The following is a 21451-nucleotide window of genomic DNA, read 5'->3' as shown; positions in this document are numbered from 1 at the left end:
CCCGGAATATGCTGAAATGGGTCTGCGTAGCCAGGTTTCCGGCTCCATTGACCTTCCCCTCGAAGAGCTGATCGATCGCAAGATCTATCGCTTCGTCGGCCACGCGGCGGCTTACGCCTACCTGGCCATGAAAGACGCCATCACTGACTCCGGTCTGACCGATGAGCAAGTCTCCAACCCGCGTACCGGCCTGATCGCCGGTTCCGGTGGCGCCTCCACGCTGAACCAGATGGAAGCGCTGGACATCCTGCGCGAGAAAGGCGTGAAGCGCGTTGGCCCGTACCGTGTAACACGGACCATGAGCAGCACCGTTTCCGCTTGCCTGGCCACGCCGTTCAAGATCAAGGGCCTGAACTACTCCATCTCTTCTGCCTGCGCCACCAGTGCTCACTGCATCGGTACCGCCATGGAACAGATCCAGATGGGCAAGCAGGACATCGTGTTCGCCGGCGGCGGTGAAGAAGAGCATTGGAGCCAGTCGTTCCTGTTCGACGCCATGGGCGCCCTGTCCAGCCAGTACAACGAAACCCCGGAAAAGGCTTCCCGTGCCTACGACGCCAAGCGTGACGGTTTCGTCATCGCCGGCGGTGGCGGCATGGTCGTGGTCGAAGAGCTGGAACACGCTCTGGCCCGCGGCGCGAAGATCTACGCGGAAATCGTTGGCTACGGCGCGACGTCCGACGGCTACGACATGGTCGCCCCAAGCGGCGAAGGCGCCATCCGCTGCATGCAGATGGCCATGTCCACCGTCGACACCCCGATCGACTACCTGAACACCCACGGCACCTCGACTCCGGTCGGCGACGTCGCGGAAATGAAAGGTGTGCGTGAAGTGTTCGGCGCCAACGCTCCGGCCATCAGCTCCACCAAGAGCCTGTCGGGTCACTCCCTGGGCGCCGCCGGCGTTCACGAAGCGATCTACTGCATGCTGATGATGGAAGGCAACTTCATGGCGGGTTCCGCCAACATCGACGAACTGGACCCGGAAGTGGCTGACATGCCGATCCTGACCAAGACGCGCGAAGACGCCACCATCAACACCGTGATGAGCAACAGCTTCGGCTTCGGCGGCACCAACGCCACGCTGGTGCTGAAGCGCTGGGCGGGTAAGTAATACCCCACCGCTAGCTGCACACAAAAACGCCCCGACTGGTTCGGGGCGTTTTTTTGTGCCTGGAAAAAGTATCAGCAACTGCACAAAACCTGTGGGAGCGGGCTTGCTCGCGAAGGCGGTGTGTCAGACAGAAATGATGTGACTGACACTCCGTCTTCGCGAGCAAGCCCGCTCCCACAGGGGAAATGTGGTCAAGTTCAACCCGCGGTTTTCTTCAACGCGAACATGAAACTTTTGTCATAAAACTCAGCAGCCTGCGACCGAATGTCGCGTGTTTGGCGGGCTGCGGGACTTTTGCAGATTTCGCAAATATTCGTTACCGAACGAAAGCATTTACTTAGCAACCTAACAAAACATATAACAGAGTCCTGCACACGCCTTGCTGCAGATAACAGAGATTGGAGCTAGCAGATGACTGTAAAAGTAACTGAACGCGACGATTCACATAAATCCCACGAAGGCATCGCCGCCGGTATCCGCATCTGGGATGTACATCAACAAGACATGCTGGTGGGGATGTTCCACTCCGAGACTGACGCCCACAACTACAAGGCCGAACTGGAAACTCTGGAACAGAAACGCGAACAGCGTTCCGTCCAGGCATGAAGCAATAAGCAACTACAGCATTGAAAACGACAAACCCCGCCATGAGCGGGGTTTGTCGTTGTTGCAACCGTTAAAGGCTTACCACATCAGATCATCAGGAATCTGATAGGCCGCGTACGGATCGTCCTCGGCTGCGACTTCTTCCTTCTTGACGTTCAGCTGCACGATCCGCTGCGGATCGCGCTCCTGGATTTTCAGGGCCGCCTCACGGGGGATCACTTCGTAACCGCCGGCGTGGTGCACGATCGCCAGGAAGCCATTGCTGAGCTGATTGCGCATCAGGGTGTTGACGGAGATGCGCTTGACCTTCTTGTCGTCCACGAAGTTGTAGTAGTCCTCGGTGGTCAACTTGGGCAGGCGCGAGACTTCGATCAATTGCTTGACCTGGGCGGCGCGGGCCTTGGCCTCGACCTTCTCTTGCTGCAGGCGGTTCAGCTCCTGGTCGCGTTTGACCTTCTCGGCCAACGCTTCCTGGGCCAGGCGCTGCTGGGTGTCGTCCTGCTCGATCTGGCCTTTATGGACCAGACGTTGCTGCTTCTGCTTCTCTTTGCCGACCTGTTTGGCCTGCTTTTGGTTGACCAGCCCTGCTTTGAGCAACTGGTCGCGAAGGGAAATGCTCATGGTGCTTATTTCTCACTTAGGCAACTGCTCAACCGCAGCTGGGCAAATTCTTTTCCTGACGTTTGGCTTCGCCCCACAGGGCGTCCAACTCTTCGAGGGTGCAATCTTCTATGGGACGGAGGGTGTCGCGCAATGCCTGTTCGATAAAACGGAAGCGTCTTTCGAATTTGCTGTTGGCGCCGCGCAAGGCGGTTTCCGGATCAACCTTCAAATGTCGCGCCAGATTGACCACGGAAAACAGCAGATCACCGACCTCGTCGGCAATCGCTGCCGCGTCGTTATCGGCCATGGCTTCGAGCACTTCATCGAGCTCTTCGCGGACTTTATCCAGCACCGGCAACGCATCCGGCCAGTCGAAACCGACCTGCCCGGCGCGCTTCTGCAATTTCGCCGAACGGGACAATGCCGGCAGCGCCGCCGGTACATCATCGAGCAAGGACAGCTGCTCAGGCGCGGAAGATTTCTCGGCGCGCTCTTCGGCCTTGATCTCTTCCCAGCGCTGTTTGACCTGTTCTTCATTCAGACGCGGCACATCCAGCGGCGCGTACAGATCGCCGGTGGGAAACACGTGAGGGTGACGCCGAATCAGTTTGCGGGTGATGCTGTCGATGACCCCGGCGAATTCGAAACGCCCTTCTTCCTTGGCCAGTTGGCTGTAATAAACCACCTGGAACAGTAAGTCGCCCAACTCGCCCTGCAAGTGATCGAAGTCACCGCGCTCGATGGCGTCGGCCACTTCGTAGGCTTCTTCCAGGGTGTGCGGGACGATCGTGGCGTAGGTTTGCTTGATGTCCCATGGGCAGCCGAACTGCGGGTCGCGCAGGCGGTTCATCAGGTGCAATAAGTCTTCGAGTGAATACATCAATCAATCTCTACACAAAACCAGTGTGGGAGCGGGCTTGCTCGCGAAGAGGGAGTGTCAGTCAACATTAACGTTGGCTGACCCACCGCTTTCGCGAGCAAGCCCGCTCCCACATTGGATCGGGGGATCATCACGGCGTACGGTTACGCCGGGTTTCGATGATGTTCGGCAATTGGGAAATCCGCCCCAGCAAACGACCCAACGCGTCCAGCCCCGGAATCTCGATGGTCAGGGACATCAACGCGGTGTTGTCCTCTTTGTTCGAGCGGGTGTTGACCGCCAGTACGTTGATCCGCTCGTTGAGCAGCACTTGCGAAACGTCACGCAGCAGACCGGAACGGTCGTAGGCACGGATGATGATGTCCACCGGGTAGGTGAGCACCGGCACCGGGCCCCAACTGACCTGGATAATCCGCTCCGGCTCGCGCCCGCCCAGTTGCAGCACCGAGGCGCAGTCCTGGCGGTGAATGCTCACGCCACGGCCCTGGGTGATGTAACCGACGATCGCATCCCCCGGCAACGGCTGGCAGCAGCCGGCCATCTGGGTCATCAGGTTGCCGACGCCCTGGATCTGGATATCGCCGCGCTTGCCCGGTTTGTAGCCGGTGGCTTTGCGCGGAATCAGTTCCAGCTGTTCGTTGCCGCGTTCCGGCTCGACCAGTTGCTGGGCCAGGTTGACCAATTGCGCCAGGCGCAAATCCCCGGCACCGAGGGCCGCGAACATATCCTCGGCGGTTTTCATGTTGGCCTTTTCGGCCAACTTGTCGAAATCCACCGCCGGCAGACCCAGGCGAGCCAGTTCGCGCTCGAGCAAGGTTTTGCCCGCCGCGACGTTCTGATCCCGCGCCTGCAATTTGAACCAGTGAACGATCTTCGCCCGCGCTCGCGAGGTGGTGACGTAACCCAGGTTCGAGTTCAGCCAGTCGCGGCTCGGAGTGCCGTGCTTGCTGGTGATGATCTCGACCTGTTCACCGGTCTGCAGGCTGTAGTTGAGCGGCACGATGCGCCCGTTGATCTTGGCGCCACGGCAGTTGTGACCGATTTCGGTGTGCACGCGGTAGGCGAAGTCCAGCGGCGTCGAGCCCTTCGGCAAGTCGATGGCGTGACCGTCGGGGGTGAAAATGTAGACCCGGTCCGGCTCGATATCGACCCGCAACTGATCCGCCAGGCCGCCGATGTCACCGAGTTCTTCGTGCCACTCGAGGACCTGACGCAGCCAGGAGATTTTCTCTTCGTACTGGTTGGAACCGGCCTTGACGTCGGTGCCCTTGTAGCGCCAGTGCGCACACACCCCCAGCTCGGCTTCTTCGTGCATCGCGTGGGTGCGGATCTGCACTTCCAGCACTTTGCCTTCCGGGCCGATCACGGCGGTGTGCAGCGAGCGGTAGCCGTTCTCTTTCGGGTTGGCGATGTAGTCGTCGAATTCTTTCGGGATGTGTCGCCACAAGGTGTGGACGATGCCGAGCGCGGTGTAGCAGTCGCGCATTTCCGGCACCAGCACGCGAACGGCGCGCACGTCGTAGATCTGGCTGAACTCCAGACCCTTGCGCTGCATTTTGCGCCAGATCGAATAGATGTGTTTGGCCCGGCCGCTGATGTCGGCATCGACGCCGGTGGCGGTCAGCTCGTTCTTCAGCTGACTCATCACGTCGGCGATGAAGCGCTCGCGATCCAGGCGTCGCTCGTGGAGCAACTTGGCAATCTGTTTGTACTGATCGGGCTCAAGGTAACGGAAGGACAAGTCCTCCAGCTCCCACTTGATATGACCGATGCCGAGTCGGTGAGCCAGCGGCGCATAGATGTCGAAGACTTCACGGGCGACGCGGTTGCGTTTTTCGTCGTCGGCGGTTTTCACCGCACGGATCGCGCAGGTGCGTTCCGCCAGTTTGATCAGCGCGACGCGTACGTCGTCGACCATGGCCACCAGCATCTTGCGCAGGTTTTCCACCTGGCCCTGAGTGCCCAGCACCAGAGATTGACGGGGGCTCAGGCTGGCGCTGATCGCCGCCATGCGCAACACGCCGTCGATGAGTTTGGCGACCACCGGACCGAAGCGCTGGCTGATCGACGGCAATTCGATCTGACCTTCGCGCACGCCGCGATACAGGATCGCGGCGACCAACGAATCCTGATCGAGTTTGAGGTCGGCGAGAATCTCGGCGATCTCAAGGCCAGTACGGAAACTCGAAGTCCCTTCGGACCAGAGATTCTTTGCCGCATTGGCTTGTTGTTCAGCCTGTCGAGCGAACTCGCAGGCTTCCTTCAAGGCTTCGCGATCCAGTGCCTGATCGACAGTGACCGCGTGATCGAGCCAAGCCTCGAGATTGATACTGCCGTCGGTGTTGATCGGCTGGTGTGCTCTCACCTGTACCATCTTGCTTTACCTTCCCTACGACGCAGATTCAATGCGTCAAATCGCTGACCTTCAATGCCCGTGAGCCCGCGCCGGGCTGGTGCGCGGCGGCTGCACGGGCGGCCAGTCGGACCAGACGAGCCGTCCTAGCTCGCTTCAAATAACGCCATGGCCTCGACATGTGCCGTCTGAGGAAACATATCGAGAATCCCGGCACGTTTTAACCGGTAGCCCTGCTTGATCAATTCGACCGTGTCGCGCGCCAGAGTTGCCGGGTTGCACGACACATACACCAACCGTTTGGCGCCCAGGGATGCCAGCTTGCGCACCACCTCGAAAGCACCGTCCCGTGGTGGGTCCAAGAGTACCGCACAAAAGCCTTCACGCGCCCATTCGGCTTCGGTCAAAGGCTGGGATAAATCGGCCTGAAAAAACTTCGCGTTATGCAGATTGTTGCTAGCGGCGTTCGCGGCTGCCCGCTCGACCATCGCTTGCACGCCTTCCACCGCCACCACTTCGCGAACGGCTTTAGCCAGCGGCAAGGCAAAGTTGCCCAGGCCGCAGAACAGATCCAGCACGCGTTCATCCGCTTGTGGTTTTAGCCAGTCCAGCGCTTGGGCGACCATCGCTTCGTTGACCCCGGCGTTGACCTGGATGAAATCCCCTGGCCGATACGCCAGGTCCAGGCCCCACTGTTCCAGGCGATAACCCAGATTTTGCGAGGCATCGACCGGTTGCGGTTCGCCGTCGCCATGCAACCACAATTGGGCTTCATGGAATGCACAGAAATCCTTGAGGATCGTCAGGTCCGCTTCGGACAACGGTGCCATGTGCCGCAGCAACACCGCCAGCGACGAACCACTGAACAATTCCACATGCCCCAGTGCCTGGGGTTTGCTCAAGCGACGGAGCATTTCCGGCAAGCGGCTCATGATCGGTTGCAAGGGCTGTACCAGCACCGTGCATTCAGTGATTGCGACGATGTCCTGACTGCCCGCAGCGCGGAAACCAACTTCGAGTTTTTTCGCTTTCATGTCCCAGCGCACCGCCACCCGGGCGCGACGGCGGTATCCGAATTCCGGACCGCTCAACGGCGCTGCCCACTCTTGCGGTTCGACACCGGCGACCTTGGATAATTGCTCGGCGAGCATGCGCTGTTTCAGGGCGAGTTGTTCGGTGTGCGGCAGATGCTGCACGCTGCAGCCGCCACAGCGACCGGCGTGCGGACACGGTGCCGGGCGACGCAGTTCGCTGGCCTGAAACACCCGTTCGGTGCGCGCCTCGACCACTTTGCCGTGGGCATTGAGCACGCGCGCCTCGATCTCTTCACCGGCCAATGCGCCGATGACGAACCAGGTGCGACCTTCGAAAAACGCGATACCGCGACCGTCATTCGCCAGACGCTCGATGCTCAAGCGCTGCTTTTTGCCGGTCGGAATTTGTGGGGCCTTGCTGCCGCCCGTGGGTTGGAAGCGCAGGCCTCTCTCTTGCTTGGCCATCAGTTGGGCGCGTCGAAAATGCCGGTCGACAAGTAACGGTCGCCACGGTCGCAGATGATCGCGACGATCACCGCGTTTTCAACTTCCCGGGACAGACGCAACATCGCTGCCACCGCACCGCCCGAGGACACGCCACAGAAGATACCTTCTTCGCGGGCCAGGCGACGGGTCACGTCTTCGGCTTCGCTTTGGGCCATGTCGACGATGCGGTCGACGCGATCGGCCTGGTAAATCTTCGGCAGGTATTCCTGCGGCCAGCGACGGATGCCCGGAATCGCCGAGCCTTCCATCGGTTGCAGGCCGATGATCTGCACGTTGTCGTTCTGCTCTTTCAAGTAGCGCGACACGCCCATGATGGTGCCGGTGGTGCCCATCGAACTGACGAAGTGAGTGATGGTGCCCTCGGTCTGACGCCAGATTTCCGGGCCGGTGGTGGTGTAGTGCGCCTCCGGGTTGTCCCCGTTGGCGAACTGATCCAGCACCTTGCCACGGCCTTCGGCTTCCATTCGCTGGGCGAGGTCGCGGGCGCCTTCCATGCCTTCTTCCTGGGTGACCAGGATCAGCTCGGCGCCATAAGCAGTCATGGCTGCCTTACGTTCGGCGCTGGAGTTGTCCGGCATGATCAGGATCATCTTGTAACCCTTGATCGCGGCGGCCATGGCCAGCGCAATCCCGGTGTTACCCGACGTCGCTTCGATCAGCGTATCGCCGACGTGAATCTGCCCACGCAACTCGGCGCGGGTGATCATCGACAGCGCCGGACGGTCCTTGACCGAACCCGCCGGGTTATTCCCTTCGAGCTTGAGCAAAAGGGTATTGCTGGTGGCGCCAGGCAGGCGCTGCAAACGAACCAGCGGAGTGTTGCCGACGCAATCGGCGATGGTTGGGTACTGCAAGGTCATGGCGTATTCGCAATCCAGACTGCGGGGGCGCCTATCATACCGGCAAACGTTGGCAGGCCATATCACGCAAAGTGTGGTGCTTATGGCTTATGGGAATAAGGGACGGATTGATGCAGTCGGCGGCAGGCAGCATTTGAGCAGTACAGCGGCTTCAGAGTAATTGTGTCAGCAGCGCTGACACTTTTTCACCGGAGGGGAGGCCCCTTCGCGAGCAAGCCCGCTCCCACAGGGTTCGGTGATGTTCAGACAATTTGTGAGCGATGCAAATCCACTGTGGGAGCGGGCTTGCTCGCGAAGGCGTCGTCACTAACGCCATCCGTGTCGGCCACCAACCACATATTCAGCCGCAACCCACTCTCAGTGTTCTCCGCCCAAAGCCGCCCACCCTGGCGCTGCACCGCATTCCTCGCAATGCTCAACCCCAAGCCAAATCCTCCATCCCCCGGCCGCGAGCCGTCGAGGCGAATGAACGGCGAGAAGATGCGTTCCAGGTCAGCCTCAGCCACCCCGCCGCCCTGGTCCTCCAGCCACAGATGCCAGTAATCGCCATCACGCCGTCCGCCAAGACTCACGACGCCCCCCACAGGCGAATGCCGAATGGCATTGCGCACGATGTTTTCCAACGCCTGGGCCAGGGTATTCAGATGACCACGCACCCAGCAGGAGGAATCCACGGCACAGTGCAATTGACTCGCCGGCCAGCCACTTTCGTAGCAGGCGTTTTCCGTGAGCATGTCCCACAGCGCCTGGATCTGAATCGATTCGTCGGGCAACCGGGTGCGTTCGGTGTCGAGCCAGGCCAGTTGCAGGGTGTCTTCCACCAGGCGTTGCATGCCATCGACTTCACGGCCGATACGCTCACGCAATTGCACCAGATCCTGTTCGCCTTCGCTGGCCACCCGCAGGCGGCTCAGTGGCGTGCGCAGTTCGTGGGACAGGTCTCGCAGCAATTGTTGTTGCAGGGCCACGGTGCTTTGCAGGCGCTCGGACATGTGGTCGAAGGCCCGGCCGAGCTCGCCCAGTTCATCCGAACGATTGGTGGTGTGGCTCGACAGGCGCACGTTCAACTGATCGGCGCGCCAGGCGTTGGCCTGTTCGCGCAGGCTGTTCAACGGCACCACCAGCAAGCGGTACAGACCGACGCACAGCAGCAAGGTGAACAGTCCGGGAATCACACCATTGGTGATGACGCGCCAGAACACCCGGTATTGCCCAGGCATGAAACGTTGCGGCAATTCGATGACGAGACTGCCGGCAGCCGGATCCTTGGGGAACGGCACACGCAGCCACGGCAAGCCTTGGGTATGGCGGCTGGTGGGCCAATCGAGGCCGCGCAGAAAGGTCAGGCGCTGGATTTCCTTGTCCACCAGCGGATAGCTGCTCAAGGACTGCAAGTCGCCGCCAATCACGCCAACCCACGTCGTCTCGCGCCGGCCGACTCGCTGCAGCCAGGCATCGACGCCGGCATTCTTGCCCTCATTCCACGCCTGTTCCGCTTCGGCGGCGTAAAGCGTCAAGGTGCCCCGGGCTTCGTCGGACAGGAACAGGTTTTTCTGTTCCATGTAGCGGCCCCAGGACCAGCTCAGCCAGATCATCAGCAGACAGAACGCCACCAACAGGCACGCCAGTTTCCAGAACAGCGAGTGCCGTCCAGGCAGGTCAGACCATTTCATCGACGGCACTCAATACGTAACCCTTGCCCCACACCGTGCGCACTTCCCGCTCGGTGTAGCCGATGGCCTTGAGCTTGCGGCGGATCTGGCTGATGTGCATGTCGAGGCTGCGATCATGGGCCGCGTACCCGCGCTGCAACACCTGCTGATAAAGGAAGGCCTTGCTCAACACCTCGTCATTGTTGCGATTGAGGGTTTCCAGCAAGCGGTACTCGCTACGGGTCAGGCCGGCGGCTTGTTCGCGATAGAAGACTTCGCACTGGTCATCGTCGAACAACAAGCTGTGGACCGGATTAACCACCGCGAAAGGTTCTGGCCGACGATCAAGCGCTACCCGCCGCAGAATGGCTTCGATGCGCACCCGCAGCTCGGCCATGCTGAACGGCTTGGGCAGGTAATCGTCGGCACCGAGGCGAAAACCGCTGATGCGATCCGCCTCGGCACCCAGCGCCGACATCAGTACCACCGGGGTGGCATGGCTCTGACGCAATTGAGTCAGCACATTCAGCCCGTCCATACCCGGCAGCAGGATATCCATCAACACCACATCGAACGGCTGCCCACGGGCGATGGCCAGGCCTTCCTGGCCGTTCTGGCACCAGGTCACCTGAAAACCACAGCGCCCCAGGTGCTCGTGAACATAAGCGCCGAGCACGAGGTCGTCTTCTATAGACAGGATACGGGGATGGCCAGCAGTGATGGGATTCATGACTATCTGCAAATAATTCTCAGTTGGCGATTATTCAAGATTGCCTCGCCAGGGGCAACCCAAGGTTTGGTCGGGAGGCAAAAGCGGCAATCCAGCCGACGAATGACGACATCAATTTACGAAGATTGCCCGCCTGCAAATCGCTACACTGCGCAAGTGGTGCGTGCCGGATGCACGTGCGGGTCCAATAAATAGCGGGATGCAGGAGAGATGCGTGCTCAAGAAACTGGGAATTAAAGGCCGCGTGCTGTTGCTGACCTTGCTTCCGACCAGCCTGATGGCGTTGGTCCTGGGCGGCTATTTCACCTGGATGCAGCAATCGGACCTGCAAGCCCAACTCATGCAGCGCGGCGAGATGATCGCCGAACAGCTCGCACCGCTGGTGGCCCCGGCCATGGGTCACAAGAACACCGACCTGCTGGAGCGCATCGCCACCCAGTCGCTGGAACAGACCGACGTGCGCGCCGTGACCTTCCTCGCCCCCGACCGCACGCCCCTGGCCCACGCCGGCCCGACCATGCTCAACGCGGCGCCGATCGGCAACAGCTCGCAGATGCTGCGGCGCAGCGGCAATGACGCGACCCGCTATTTGCTGCCGGTGTTCGGCAAGCATCGCAACCTGGCCGGTGACCTGATTCCCGACGAAGCCGACCGCCTGCTCGGCTGGGTCGAAATCGAACTGTCCCATAACGGCATGCTGCTGCGCGGTTACCGCAGCCTGTTCGCCAGCCTGCTGCTGATTTTCGCCGGTCTGGCCGGCGCGGCGCTGCTGGCGTTGCGCATGGGCCGCACGATCAACCGGCCGATCAGCCAGATCAAACTGGCGGTGGCGCAACTCAAGGACGGTCATCTGGAAACCCGCCTGCCACCCCTCGGCAGTCAGGAACTGGATGAGCTGGCGTCCGGCATCAACCGCATGGCCGGCACCCTGCAAAACGCCCAGGAAGAATTGCAACACAGCGTCGATCAAGCCACCGAAGATGTACGCCAGAACCTGGAAACCATCGAGATCCAGAACATCGAGCTGGACCTGGCGCGCAAGGAAGCCCTGGAAGCGAGCCGGATCAAATCCGAATTCCTGGCCAACATGAGCCATGAAATCCGCACGCCACTCAACGGCATTCTCGGCTTCACCCACCTGCTGCAAAAAAGCGAGCTGACCCCGCGCCAGCTCGATTACCTGGGCACCATCGAAAAGTCCGCCGACAGCCTGCTGGGGATCATCAACGAGATCCTCGACTTCTCGAAAATCGAAGCCGGCAAACTGGTGCTCGACAATATTCCATTCAACTTGCGCGACTTGCTGCAGGACACCTTGACCATCCTCGCCCCGGCCGCCCACGCCAAACAGCTGGAACTGGTGAGCCTGGTGTATCGCGACACGCCGTTGTCGCTGGTGGGCGATCCGCTGCGACTCAAGCAAATCCTTACCAACCTCGTCAGCAACGCGATCAAGTTCACCCGCGAAGGCACCATCGTCGCCCGGGCCATGCTTGAAGAAGAGCACGAAGACAGCGTGCAACTGCGCATTAGCATTCAGGACACCGGCATCGGTCTGTCAAACCAGGACGTGCGCGCCCTGTTCCAGGCCTTCAGCCAGGCGGATAACTCGCTGTCGCGCCAACCCGGCGGCACCGGTCTGGGGCTGGTGATTTCCAAGCGTTTGATCGAGCAGATGGGCGGCGAGATTGGCGTCGACAGCACGCCGGGGGAAGGCTCGGAATTCTGGATCAGCCTGAGCCTGCCGAAAACCCGCGACGACGCCGAAGACCTGCCCGGTCCACCGTTGCTCGGGCGTCGGGTGGCGGTGCTGGAGAATCACGAACTGGCCCGTCAGGCGTTGCAGCATCAACTGGAAGATTGCGGCCTGGAAGTCACGCCGTTCAACACCCTGGAAAGCCTGACCAACGGGGTTACCGGTGCGCATCAGACCGAGCAGGCGATTGATCTGGCGGTGCTTGGCATCACCAGCAACGACATGCCGCCGGAACGTCTCAACCAACACATCTGGGACCTCGAACATTTGGGCTGCAAAGTCCTGGTGCTGTGCCCGACCACCGAGCAGACGCTTTTCCACCTCTCGGTGCCCAACCCTCACAGTCAGTTGCAGGCCAAACCGGCCTGTACGCGCAAATTGCGTCGGGCCCTGTCCGATCTGGTCAACCCGCGCCAGCAGCGCAGCGAACCCGGCGAACCGGTGTCGAGCCGCGCGCCAAAGGTGCTTTGTGTCGACGACAACCCGGCCAACCTGCTGCTGGTGCAAACCCTGCTCGAAGACATGGGCGCCAAGGTCCTCGCCGTGGAAAGCGGTTACGCCGCAGTCAAAGCGGTACAGAACGAAACCTTCGATCTGGTGCTGATGGACGTGCAAATGCCCGGCATGGACGGACGCCAAAGTACCGAAGCGATTCGCCAGTGGGAAAGCGAACGACATTGCACGCCACTGCCAATCGTGGCCCTCACCGCCCACGCCATGGCCAACGAAAAACGCGCGCTGCTGCAAAGCGGTATGGACGATTACCTGACCAAACCCATCAGCGAACGGCAACTGGCCCAAGTAGTGTTGAAATGGACTGGCCTGGCACTGCGCAATCAGGTGCCGGAACGCTCCAGCGACAACCCTGTTGGCAGTGACTTGCTCGTGCTCGATCACGAAGAAGGTCTGCGCCTGGCCGCCGGCAAGGCTGATTTGGCGGCGGACATGCTGGCGATGCTGTTGGCCTCGCTGGAAGCCGATCGCGAGGCGATTCGCGTTGCCCGGGAAGCCAACGACCAGAACGCCCTGATCGAACGGGTTCATCGCCTGCACGGGGCCACGCGTTATTGCGGCGTCCCGCAACTGCGCGCCGCCTGCCAGCGCAGTGAAACCCTGCTCAAGCAACAAGACCCGAAAGCCGCGGCGGCCCTCGAAGAACTGGAACGCTCGATCAATCGCCTGGCCGCACAGGCGCGTATCAGCGCCTGATCCAGCGCAATAACATCTGTCGCCTCAAGCGCCATGATCGTGTAGCTGCTGGCGAAGCCTGCGTCCGGCGGCGAAGCCGTCGTAAAATCAGCCACCTCGGTTTCTCAGGCAAACCGCGTATGCCGGATTGACGACGGCTTCGCCGTCGAACGCAGGCTTCGCCAGCTGCTACAACGGCTCTTCAAGGAGAACAGGATGATGCGCACGATTCTTTTCAGCAGCCAGACCTACGACCGCGAGAGCTTTCTCGCGGCTGACGTGCCCTCCGGCATCGAATTGCAGTTTCAATCGGCGCGACTGAGCCTCGACACCGTAGCGCTGGCCGAGCATCACGAAGTGGTGTGCGCCTTCATCAATGACGACCTCAGTGCACCGGTGCTCGAACATTTGGCCGCCGGCGGCACGCGCCTGATCGCCCTGCGCTCGGCCGGTTACAACCATATCGACCTGGTCGCGGCGAAACGCCTGAAGCTGGCCATCGTGCGGGTGCCGGCCTACTCGCCCCATGCCGTCGCCGAACACGCGGTGGCGCTGATCCTGGCGCTGAATCGACGCCTGCATCGCGCCTACAACCGCACCCGCGAAGGGGATTTCAGTCTGCACGGGCTGACCGGTTTCGATCTGGTGGGCAAGACTGTCGGCGTGGTCGGCACCGGGCAGATCGGCGCGACCTTCGCAAAAATCATGAACGGCTTTGGCTGCAAGCTATTGGCCTACGACCCCCACCCGAATCCCCAGGTCGAAGCCCTCGGCGCGCGCTACCTGAGTTTGCCGCAGCTGCTGGCCGAGTCGCAGATCATCAGCCTGCACTGCCCGCTCAATGAGCAGAGCAAACACTTGATCAACCGTCAGTCCCTGGCGCACATGCAACCGGGGGCGATGCTGATCAACACCGGACGCGGCGGGCTGGTGGATACGCCGGCGCTGATCGACGCGTTGAAGGACGGGCAATTGGGTTATCTGGGGCTGGATGTGTATGAAGAAGAGGCGCAGCTGTTTTTCGAGGATCGCTCGGACCTGCCCCTGCAAGACGATGTGCTGGCGCGGCTGCTGACCTTCCCCAACGTGATCATCACCGCACACCAGGCCTTTCTGACCCGCGAAGCCCTCGGCGCGATTGCCGCGACTACGTTGCAGAACATTGCAGCGTGGGCGGCTGGCGCGCCGCAGAATCAGGTCGAAGGCTGATCGGGCTCAGGATCTTGGGCTGATCAACGACACCAGAATCCACAGGGCCAGCCAACCGAAACCAATCAGGCGCTGTTGCAGTGAGTGTCCGGGACGCAGCAAAAACCAGACGAAAAACGCTGGCAGTAAAAATGCCATGATTTTCAGCCAACCTTCCACCGGACGTGCCATGTCTGTCCATGCATCGGCCGTCGGCACATTCACCGGCGCGCCCCGGCGGCGGTGCCGGGACACAGGCGCAGGTGGAACCTCGGGAGTTGGCTTGACTTGCGGTTGCGGCTCGGATTCTGGCTCGACGGTGGAAACCTCCGGCACATGCTCATCCCGTGGCCGATGCCCGAAGGAGATCGACCCGTGCCGGGAAACGGTCGCTCGCCTTACCGCGACCGGTGCGCCGCAGTGAATGCACGAAACCGTTTCAGAGCTGATGCTCTGTTTGCATTCAAGACATTCGGTCAAGGCCATTTCCATTCCTTAGAGGTGTAAAAGCGGCAGTGTGCCATGAGTGGGTGGATGATTTGAACCTGATCGAAGGTCACATGCCCGAGCCATGCTGCGTTGATGCCCGTGCTAGCATACCGCGCATATTTGGAGGACCCATGGTCGAACACGATTTCCGCTACACCCTGATGAACCCGCAGCACACCCTGACTGAATGCCGCGCCCTGGTGCCGGGGCGTTATCAAGTCACCGGCAACGGCGGCTCGATTCGCAATAATGACGTCCTGGTGGTCACCCTCAAAGGCAGCAAGGACTTGTCCATGCGCCTGACCGTCGAAACCGTTCGCCACCTGATCAACCCGCCCGGCCAATGGGTCGCGGTGGCCAGTGGCCCGGTGTTTGGCGAACTGGCGATCCACACGTGGAAGGTCAATTGCGACAGCTGCGCCAAAGAGCTGAGCTTTGAGTTCGCGGTCGACGCCAAGCTGGGCAACAAGGCCGAAAAGCCTGCCGCCACTGCGCGGATTGCCGAGTTGGGCTGGACCACCGCTGGCGAGAAACACCTGTGCCCGACATGCCAGGAGCCTGCGTGATGAAACACCTTGCCCTGGCGGCCATGGTTGGCGCCAGTCTGATGGGCTGCGCCGCCGAACCGGTTCAACTGCAACAGAACCGCAGCTACATTCTGGAATGGATCGGTGAACGTCCGCTGATGGATTACAGCCACCTGACCATCACCCTCGGTGACGACGGTCGCGCCTACGGCAATGGCGGCTGCAACCACTGGTTCGCGCCGTACACCCTGGACGGCGATAAGCTGACCTTCGGTAAAGTCGGCAGCACCCGCAAACTCTGTGCGCCGGCGTTGATGGAGCAGGAAAAGCGTTTCCTCCAAGCTCTGGAAAACGTCCAGCGCTGGGACATTTCGCCGATCGACCAGATGCGCTTCTGGCCAGCCGAAGGCAAGCCATTGCGTTGGTGGCTTGAAGAGGGTTGATTGGCGCGCCGAAGCCCTTCCGCGATCGTTCCCACGCTCTGCGTGGGAATGCATCAAGTGACGCTCTGCGTCACAGGGACGCGGAGCGTCCCGGGCGGCGTTCCCACGCGGAGCGTGGGAACGATCAAATCTAAAGTCCTGCTCAATTCGTCGCCTTCAACTCTTCCAGCTTCGCCATCACCCCCGCCGCCGTCTGCTCGCCCATCAACTGTTCCCGCACCTTGCCCTTGTTATCGATGATGTACGTCACCGGCAACGCTTCGCTGCGCGGTAAATCGAACAACTCGGCCGGGTCCTGGGCGAGCACGGTGAACTTGATCCCCAGTTTCTCGCTGGCGCTCTTAAGTTCTTCACCCTGCACATTGTCGAAGTTGACCCCGAACACCCCGATCTTCTTGGCCTTGAGCTCTTCGGCCAGGGTATTCAACTGCGGGATCTCGGTTCGGCACGGCCCGCACCATTCGGCCCAGTAATTGAGCACCAACCATTGTTTGTCGAGACGCCCGGCCGCCACTTTGTGGCCATCCTGGTCGATACCATAGTCGTTGCCGCAGCCCCCCAGCATCAGCGCCCCGATGATCGCCAATGCTGCTGCCAATCGCCTTGTCATGTCGTGTTCCTTGTTCAAAATTGAATGCGCCTGCGACCCATCGCCTCCCGAGGTTCTGGATTGCGCGCTGCACAGTTAGAATAGCCGTCACCTTACGCAAGATGCGACCCGCACATGACCGATCTGACGCTTTATCACAACCCGCGCTGCTCGAAATCCCGCGGTGCGCTCGAACTGCTCGAAGCCCGTGGCCTGACTCCGACGGTGGTCCGCTACCTCGAAACCCCGCTGGACGCCGCGCAACTCAATGGCCTGCTGAAAAAGCTCGGCATCAACGCCCGGCAATTGCTGCGCACCGGTGAGGACGAATACAAAACCCTCAACCTGGCCGACGCCACCCTGAGCGAGGCGCAATTGATCGCGGCCATCGCGGCGCACCCGAAACTCATGGAGCGGCCGATCCTGGAAGTCGGCGACAAAGCCGTCATCGGCCGTCCGCCGGAGAATGTGCTGGAGTTGTTGCCGTGAGCGCGCCGTACATTCTGGTCCTGTATTACAGCCGCAGCGGCTCGACCAATGAAATGGCCCGGCAGATTGCCCGGGGTGTCGAGCAATCCGGGATGGAAGCGCGTTTGCGCACCGTGCCGGCGATTTCCACCGAGTGCGAAGCGGTGTCGCCGGATATCCCGGACGAAGGCGCGTTGTACGCCAGCCTCGATGACCTGAAGAACTGCGCGGGCTTGGCCCTCGGCAGCCCGACCCGTTTCGGCAACATGGCGGCGCCGCTCAAATACTTTCTCGACGGCACCAGCAACCTGTGGCTGACCGGCGCCCTCGTCGGCAAACCGGCCGGAGTGTTCACCTCCACCGCGAGCCTGCACGGCGGCCAGGAAACCACCCTGCTGTCGATGATGTTGCCGTTGCTGCACCACGGCATGCTGATCACCGGCCTGCCTTACAGCGAGTCGGCGCTGCTGGAAACCCGTGGCGGCGGCACGCCGTACGGCGCCAGCCATCACGCCGGGGCCGATGGCAAACAGGGTTTGAATGAGCATGAAGTCGCGCTGTGCCGGGCCTTGGGCCTGCGCTTGGGCAAAACCGCGCAGAAGCTGGAGGGCTGACATGGCGAAGAGGCCGAAGATCCTGCCCTCGATCGAATGGCTCGAACCGCGCGTCAAGGCGATGCGGGTGGTCAGCCTGTTGTGCTTTTTCGGCCTGGTGGGACTGTTGTGCGCCTACTACCTGCTGGTCGCCGATCTGCATGGCGCGCGGCCGTGGGTGATTTTGCTGATCGAACTGGTGCCGCTGTTGTTGCTGGCGCCGGGGATGATTGTCGGCAGTGCACGCGGGCATTCTTGGATGTGCTTTGTGGTGAATCTGTACTTCATCAAGGGCGCGCTGGCCGCGTATGACCCGAACCGGCAGTTGTTCGGTTTGCTGGAGATGGGCGCTAGCCTGGCGGTGTTTTGCTCGGCGTTGCTGTATGTGCGGTGGCGGTTTCAGTTGAATCGCAAGCTGGCTGGCGAGGGCGAGGTTTCCGTCGCCTGATCTGGCGCCTTCGCGGGCAAGCCCGCTCCCACATTGGATCTCCAGTGGACACATCATTTGTGAACACCACAGATCCCCTGTGGGAGCGGGCTTGCTCGCGAAGGGCGCGCCCCGGCCTCAATGATTGACGGTGTACGCCAGCATCATCGAAATCTGACTCATCGCCCGCCCGCCGCTCTGTTCATGCCACTGGTTGAACACGTCCTGCACCAACGCCAAATCCCGCTGGCTGGTCGGCACTTTGTCGACGATCTTCTGTGCATTCAACCCCGCGACCACGTCGTAGCTCGGCACGAACGTGTCCTTGCCGACCATGCGCAGGAAGCGCGGCGCCGACAGCCCGCCCAGTTGATGACCGCGCTTTTTCAGGAAGGTCCACAAGCCGACGATGTCGGTCACGGGCCACTCGGCGATCAGTTCGCCGAAGCTGCCCTTTTCATGGGCCACATCCAGAATGAACTGCGCATTGCGCGGCACGCTCTTGAGCTTGCCCAAGTGGCGGATGATCCGCGCGTCCTGCATCAGGCGCTCCAGGTGTTCGGCGCTCATCAGCACGACTTTTTCCGGGTCGAATTTGAAGAACACCTCTTCGAAGGCCGGCCACTTGGCGTCCACCAGGCTGTGCTTGAGCCCGGCGCGGAACACCCGCAAGGCCATGGTCGAGAGGTAACGGTCATCGCTGATCTTGCGCAATTGCGCCGGGGTCTTGGGAACCGGCAGATGGGCTTCCAGTTCAGCCGCCGAACCGAAGCGGTTCAGACAGTACTCGTGTAGCCACTTGTAATCGCGCATGCCCTCTCCTGAGGATTGAAATACATAACCTGTGGGAGCGAGCCTGCTCGCGAAAGCGGTGTCTCAGTCACCAGAGATGGCGACTGACAGTCCGCTTTCGCGAGCAGGCTCGCTCCCACAGGGGGGGGGTGTTCAGAGGTTCACGACATTGACGAAGCGCGAGGCCGCGGTTTCGTCGATCTTCAAACTGGTGAAGTCGAACAGATTACGGTCCGCCAGTAGCGACGGCTGCACATTCTGCAGACTGCGGAAAATGCTTTCGGTGCGGCCCGGGGTCTTGCGTTCCCACTCTTGCAGCATGTCCTTGACCACCTGGCGTTGCAGGTTTTCCTGGGAGCCGCAGAGGTTGCACGGGATGATCGGGAATTGCTTGAAGTCCGAGTAGGCCTGGATGTCTTTTTCGTTGCAGTAGGCCAACGGGCGGATCACCACGTTGCGCCCGTCGTCGGCGCGCAGTTTCGGCGGCATGGCCTTGAGCGACCCGTTGAAGAACATGTTGAGGAAGAATGTCTCGACGATGTCGTCGCGGTGGTGCCCGAGGGCCATCTTCGTCGCGCCGATTTCGTCGGCGAAGGTGTACAGCGTGCCGCGACGCAGGCGCGAGCACAGTGAGCAAGTGGTCTTGCCTTCCGGGATCAATTCCTTGACCACCGAATAGGTGTCTTTCTCGACGATGTGGTACTCGACACCCAGCGCTTTCAGGTACGCCGGCAGCACGTGCTCGGGGAAGCCCGGCTGCTTCTGGTCCATGTTCACGGCCACGATATCGAACTTGATCGGGGCGACCTTCTGAAAGTGCATCAGCACGTCGAGCAGGGTGTAGCTGTCCTTGCCACCGGACAGGCAGACCATGACCTTGTCGCCGTCTTCAATCATGTTGAAATCGGCAACAGCCTCACCAGCCTGGCGGCGAAGGCGCTTTTGCAGTTTATTCTGGTTGACCGTGAGAGTGCCCATGACGCGAATCCGTGAGGTGTGACGAAAGGCCGGCATTTTACGCAAAAACTGGCCTTCGGCGAAGAGCCCACCATCTCCCCCTGTGGGAGCGGGCTTGCTCGCGAAGGCGGTGTGACAGATTGCATAGATGTTGACTGACACTACGCCTTCGCGAGCAAGCCCGCTCCCACAGGGATCATCGGTGACAGACCCCGCGGCGATTACCAGTCCTGTTTACAGCGCGATTTGCTCTAACGCCCTGCAACCTGCGCCGTTAAGACCTTTCTATACTGCGACATAAGGTCGCACACATATCCAGACCTTTACTTACTTGGCCACTTTGGCCCGTAGGCGCTCCGCTGGGGGGCGATGGTAAAAACAAGAGGAGTGACTGGCATGATCCATCACGTAGTGGGGCTCTTCACCCACCCCGACCAGGAATGGAAAGAAATCCGTGGCGACCAGGAGGAAAGCATCAGCCACATGTACCTCACCCACACGCTGATCCTGGCGGCCATCCCGGCTGTGTCCGCATTTATCGGCACCACCCAGGTCGGCTGGGTCATTGGCAGTCGGGCGCCGGTGATGCTGACCACGGAAAGCGCGCTATGGATGACGATCATGTCATACGTGGCGATGCTCGGCGGCGTGGCGGTAATGGGCGCGTTCATCCACTGGATGGCCCGTACCTACGACGCTAACCCGAGCCTGGCCCGTTGCGTCGCATTTGCCACTTACACCGCGACACCGCTGTTCGTGGGCGGGCTGGCGGCGCTGTATCCACATATGTGGCTGGGGATGATCATTGGCACAGCCGCGATCTGCTACACGGTGTACCTGCTGTACGTGGGGCTGCCGACGTTCATGAACATTCCATCGGACGAGGGATTCCTGTTTTCAAGTTCGGTGCTCGCCGTCGGGCTGGTGGTGCTGGTGGCGATCATGGCGTTTACCGTTATTGTCTGGGGACTCGGCGTGGGGCCGGTCTATACGAACTAGTCTTTTTAATAGAACAAGATCTGCCAACACAGGCCGCCGCAAGGCGGCCTTCTAATGTGAAGCGACGACCATTCGGCGCCTCACTGATTCGCAAGTCCCGGGGGTTGCGGCATACTCGACGTCTCTGGAGATCCATCAAGCATGCCCGAGCAACTCAATACCCGCGTCGAAGACTGTTTCCAACAAGCCGAATCCTTTTTCAAACGACCTTTCAAACGCCCCGTGGTGAGCCTCAAGCTGCGCGGGCAAAAAGCCGGTGTCGCGCATCTGCACGAGAACCTGCTGCGCTTCAATCCGCAGCTGTACCGGGAAAACACCGAAGACTTCCTCAAGCAAACCGTGGCCCACGAAGTCGCGCACCTGATCGCCCACCAGTTGTTCGGCGACCGCATCCAGCCCCACGGCGAAGAGTGGCAACTGATCATGCGCGGCGTGTACGAACTGCCGCCCAACCGTTGCCACACCTACGACGTCAAACGCCGCAGCGTGACCCGCTACATCTACAAATGCCCGTGCGCCGACAGCGATTTCCCGTTTTCGGCGCAGCGGCATAGTCTGGTGCGGCAGGGGCGTCGGTATTTGTGCCGCCGATGCCGGAGCACGTTGGTGTTTAGTGGGGAGATGCGAGTCGAATAAGTCGATTTGTGGTGTTTGATCTGGCCCCTTCGCGAGCAGGCTCGCTCCCACAGGGGATTT

The 21451-nt window shown here is 60.8% G+C and carries 22 protein-coding genes; 11 read left to right on the top strand and 11 right to left on the bottom strand.

Features of this window, described 5'->3' with window-relative positions; genetic code table 11:
- The coding region (fabB, locus tag ACIQY3_RS29475; protein WP_403026925.1) for a beta-ketoacyl-ACP synthase I at positions 1-1114 on the top strand (1114 nt) is incomplete at its 5' end.
- 411 nt (positions 1115-1525) lie between these two features.
- The gene (locus ACIQY3_RS29470; protein ID WP_403026923.1) at positions 1526-1720 is read left to right on the top strand and encodes a hypothetical protein; all 195 of its coding nucleotides are present in this window, start codon (positions 1526-1528) and stop codon (positions 1718-1720) included.
- A gap of 78 nt (positions 1721-1798) precedes the next feature.
- Here ACIQY3_RS29470 and ACIQY3_RS29465 read toward each other — a convergent pair whose 3' ends face one another.
- From ACIQY3_RS29465 to ACIQY3_RS29435, 7 genes are all read right to left on the bottom strand, one after another.
- Entirely contained in the window at positions 1799-2341 is a 543-nt protein-coding gene (locus ACIQY3_RS29465; RefSeq protein WP_403026920.1) for a DUF2058 domain-containing protein, read from the bottom strand.
- A 28-nt stretch (positions 2342-2369) separates the two neighbouring features.
- Positions 2370-3203, bottom strand: a complete 834-nt coding sequence (gene mazG / locus ACIQY3_RS29460) for a nucleoside triphosphate pyrophosphohydrolase (protein WP_403026917.1) — start codon at positions 3201-3203, stop codon at positions 2370-2372.
- Positions 3204-3333: 130 nt separating this feature from the next.
- Positions 3334-5577, bottom strand: a complete 2244-nt coding sequence (gene relA / locus ACIQY3_RS29455; RefSeq protein WP_054054885.1) for a GTP diphosphokinase — start codon at positions 5575-5577, stop codon at positions 3334-3336.
- Positions 5578-5702: 125 nt separating this feature from the next.
- Positions 5703-7055 carry a 23S rRNA (uracil(1939)-C(5))-methyltransferase RlmD gene (gene rlmD, locus ACIQY3_RS29450; RefSeq protein WP_403026915.1) on the bottom strand — a complete coding sequence of 451 codons (1353 nt, stop codon included), beginning with the start codon at positions 7053-7055 and terminating at the stop codon, positions 5703-5705.
- Positions 7055-7957, bottom strand: a complete 903-nt coding sequence (cysM, locus tag ACIQY3_RS29445; RefSeq protein WP_123509990.1) for a cysteine synthase CysM — start codon at positions 7955-7957, stop codon at positions 7055-7057. Before cysM ends, rlmD begins: the two co-directional genes overlap by 1 nt.
- 242 nt (positions 7958-8199) lie before the next feature.
- Positions 8200-9630 carry a histidine kinase sensor domain-containing protein gene (locus ACIQY3_RS29440; RefSeq protein WP_403026910.1) on the bottom strand — a complete coding sequence of 477 codons (1431 nt, stop codon included), beginning with the start codon at positions 9628-9630 and terminating at the stop codon, positions 8200-8202.
- Complete coding sequence (locus ACIQY3_RS29435; RefSeq protein WP_403026907.1) at positions 9617-10339, bottom strand: response regulator transcription factor; 723 nt, start codon at positions 10337-10339, stop codon at positions 9617-9619. Before ACIQY3_RS29435 ends, ACIQY3_RS29440 begins: the two co-directional genes overlap by 14 nt.
- Before the next feature lie 214 nt (positions 10340-10553).
- Here ACIQY3_RS29435 and ACIQY3_RS29430 point away from each other — a divergent pair, with 214 nt between their 5' ends.
- Positions 10554-13304, top strand: a complete 2751-nt coding sequence (locus ACIQY3_RS29430) for a response regulator (RefSeq protein ID WP_403026904.1) — start codon at positions 10554-10556, stop codon at positions 13302-13304.
- A 198-nt stretch (positions 13305-13502) separates the two neighbouring features.
- Positions 13503-14492, top strand: a complete 990-nt coding sequence (locus ACIQY3_RS29425; protein ID WP_403026902.1) for a 2-hydroxyacid dehydrogenase — start codon at positions 13503-13505, stop codon at positions 14490-14492.
- A 6-nt stretch (positions 14493-14498) separates the two neighbouring features.
- Here the strand turns inward: ACIQY3_RS29425 and ACIQY3_RS29420 are convergent, their stop codons facing one another.
- Positions 14499-14957 (bottom strand): hypothetical protein, encoded by a 459-nt coding sequence (locus ACIQY3_RS29420; protein ID WP_403026899.1) that lies wholly within the window; start codon positions 14955-14957, stop codon positions 14499-14501.
- A 134-nt stretch (positions 14958-15091) separates the two neighbouring features.
- Between ACIQY3_RS29420 and ACIQY3_RS29415 the strand changes: the two genes are divergently transcribed.
- Together ACIQY3_RS29415 and ACIQY3_RS29410 are read left to right on the top strand one after the other, a co-directional pair.
- Positions 15092-15526, top strand: a complete 435-nt coding sequence (locus tag ACIQY3_RS29415; protein WP_403026896.1) for a hypothetical protein — start codon at positions 15092-15094, stop codon at positions 15524-15526.
- Positions 15526-15930 carry an META domain-containing protein gene (locus tag ACIQY3_RS29410; protein WP_054054860.1) on the top strand — a complete coding sequence of 135 codons (405 nt, stop codon included), beginning with the start codon at positions 15526-15528 and terminating at the stop codon, positions 15928-15930. The genes ACIQY3_RS29415 and ACIQY3_RS29410 overlap by 1 nt, the downstream gene beginning before the upstream one ends.
- Positions 15931-16072: 142 nt before the next feature.
- Here the strand turns inward: ACIQY3_RS29410 and ACIQY3_RS29405 are convergent, their stop codons facing one another.
- On the bottom strand, positions 16073-16540 hold the full coding sequence (locus ACIQY3_RS29405; RefSeq protein WP_403026892.1) for a TlpA disulfide reductase family protein: 468 nt from the start codon (positions 16538-16540) through the stop codon (positions 16073-16075).
- A gap of 114 nt (positions 16541-16654) precedes the next feature.
- On the opposite strand from ACIQY3_RS29405, the gene arsC reads away from it, so the two are divergent.
- The 3 genes from arsC to ACIQY3_RS29390 are packed head-to-tail and all read left to right on the top strand — an operon-like array spanning position 16655 to position 18028.
- Complete coding sequence (arsC, locus tag ACIQY3_RS29400) at positions 16655-17008, top strand: arsenate reductase (glutaredoxin) (RefSeq protein ID WP_403026889.1); 354 nt, start codon at positions 16655-16657, stop codon at positions 17006-17008.
- A complete protein-coding gene (gene wrbA, locus ACIQY3_RS29395; RefSeq protein WP_123509980.1) occupies positions 17005-17601 on the top strand; it encodes an NAD(P)H:quinone oxidoreductase in 597 nt (198 codons plus the stop codon). Before arsC ends, wrbA begins: the two co-directional genes overlap by 4 nt.
- Before the next feature lies 1 nt (position 17602).
- Complete coding sequence (locus ACIQY3_RS29390) at positions 17603-18028, top strand: DUF2069 domain-containing protein (protein ID WP_403026886.1); 426 nt, start codon at positions 17603-17605, stop codon at positions 18026-18028.
- 117 nt (positions 18029-18145) lie between these two features.
- Here ACIQY3_RS29390 and ACIQY3_RS29385 read toward each other — a convergent pair whose 3' ends face one another.
- Both ACIQY3_RS29385 and ttcA read right to left on the bottom strand, forming a co-directional pair.
- Entirely contained in the window at positions 18146-18820 is a 675-nt protein-coding gene (locus tag ACIQY3_RS29385) for a DNA-3-methyladenine glycosylase I (RefSeq protein ID WP_123407098.1), read from the bottom strand.
- Between the two features lie 132 nt (positions 18821-18952).
- Positions 18953-19777, bottom strand: a complete 825-nt coding sequence (ttcA, locus tag ACIQY3_RS29380) for a tRNA 2-thiocytidine(32) synthetase TtcA (RefSeq protein WP_403026882.1) — start codon at positions 19775-19777, stop codon at positions 18953-18955.
- Between the two features lie 375 nt (positions 19778-20152).
- On the opposite strand from ttcA, the gene ACIQY3_RS29375 reads away from it, so the two are divergent.
- Both ACIQY3_RS29375 and ACIQY3_RS29370 read left to right on the top strand, forming a co-directional pair.
- The gene (locus tag ACIQY3_RS29375) at positions 20153-20755 is read left to right on the top strand and encodes a Yip1 family protein (RefSeq protein WP_054054848.1); all 603 of its coding nucleotides are present in this window, start codon (positions 20153-20155) and stop codon (positions 20753-20755) included.
- 141 nt (positions 20756-20896) lie between these two features.
- Positions 20897-21391 (top strand): SprT family zinc-dependent metalloprotease, encoded by a 495-nt coding sequence (locus ACIQY3_RS29370; RefSeq protein WP_123407102.1) that lies wholly within the window; start codon positions 20897-20899, stop codon positions 21389-21391.
- The last annotated feature ends 60 nt before the right edge of the window (positions 21392-21451 follow it).

This window comes from Pseudomonas sp. NPDC096950 (genome assembly GCF_044762525.1).
GTDB lineage: Bacteria > Pseudomonadota > Gammaproteobacteria > Pseudomonadales > Pseudomonadaceae > Aquipseudomonas.
Note: the sequence above shows the minus strand (reverse complement) of the source record. Positions and strands in the feature narration are given on the sequence as shown.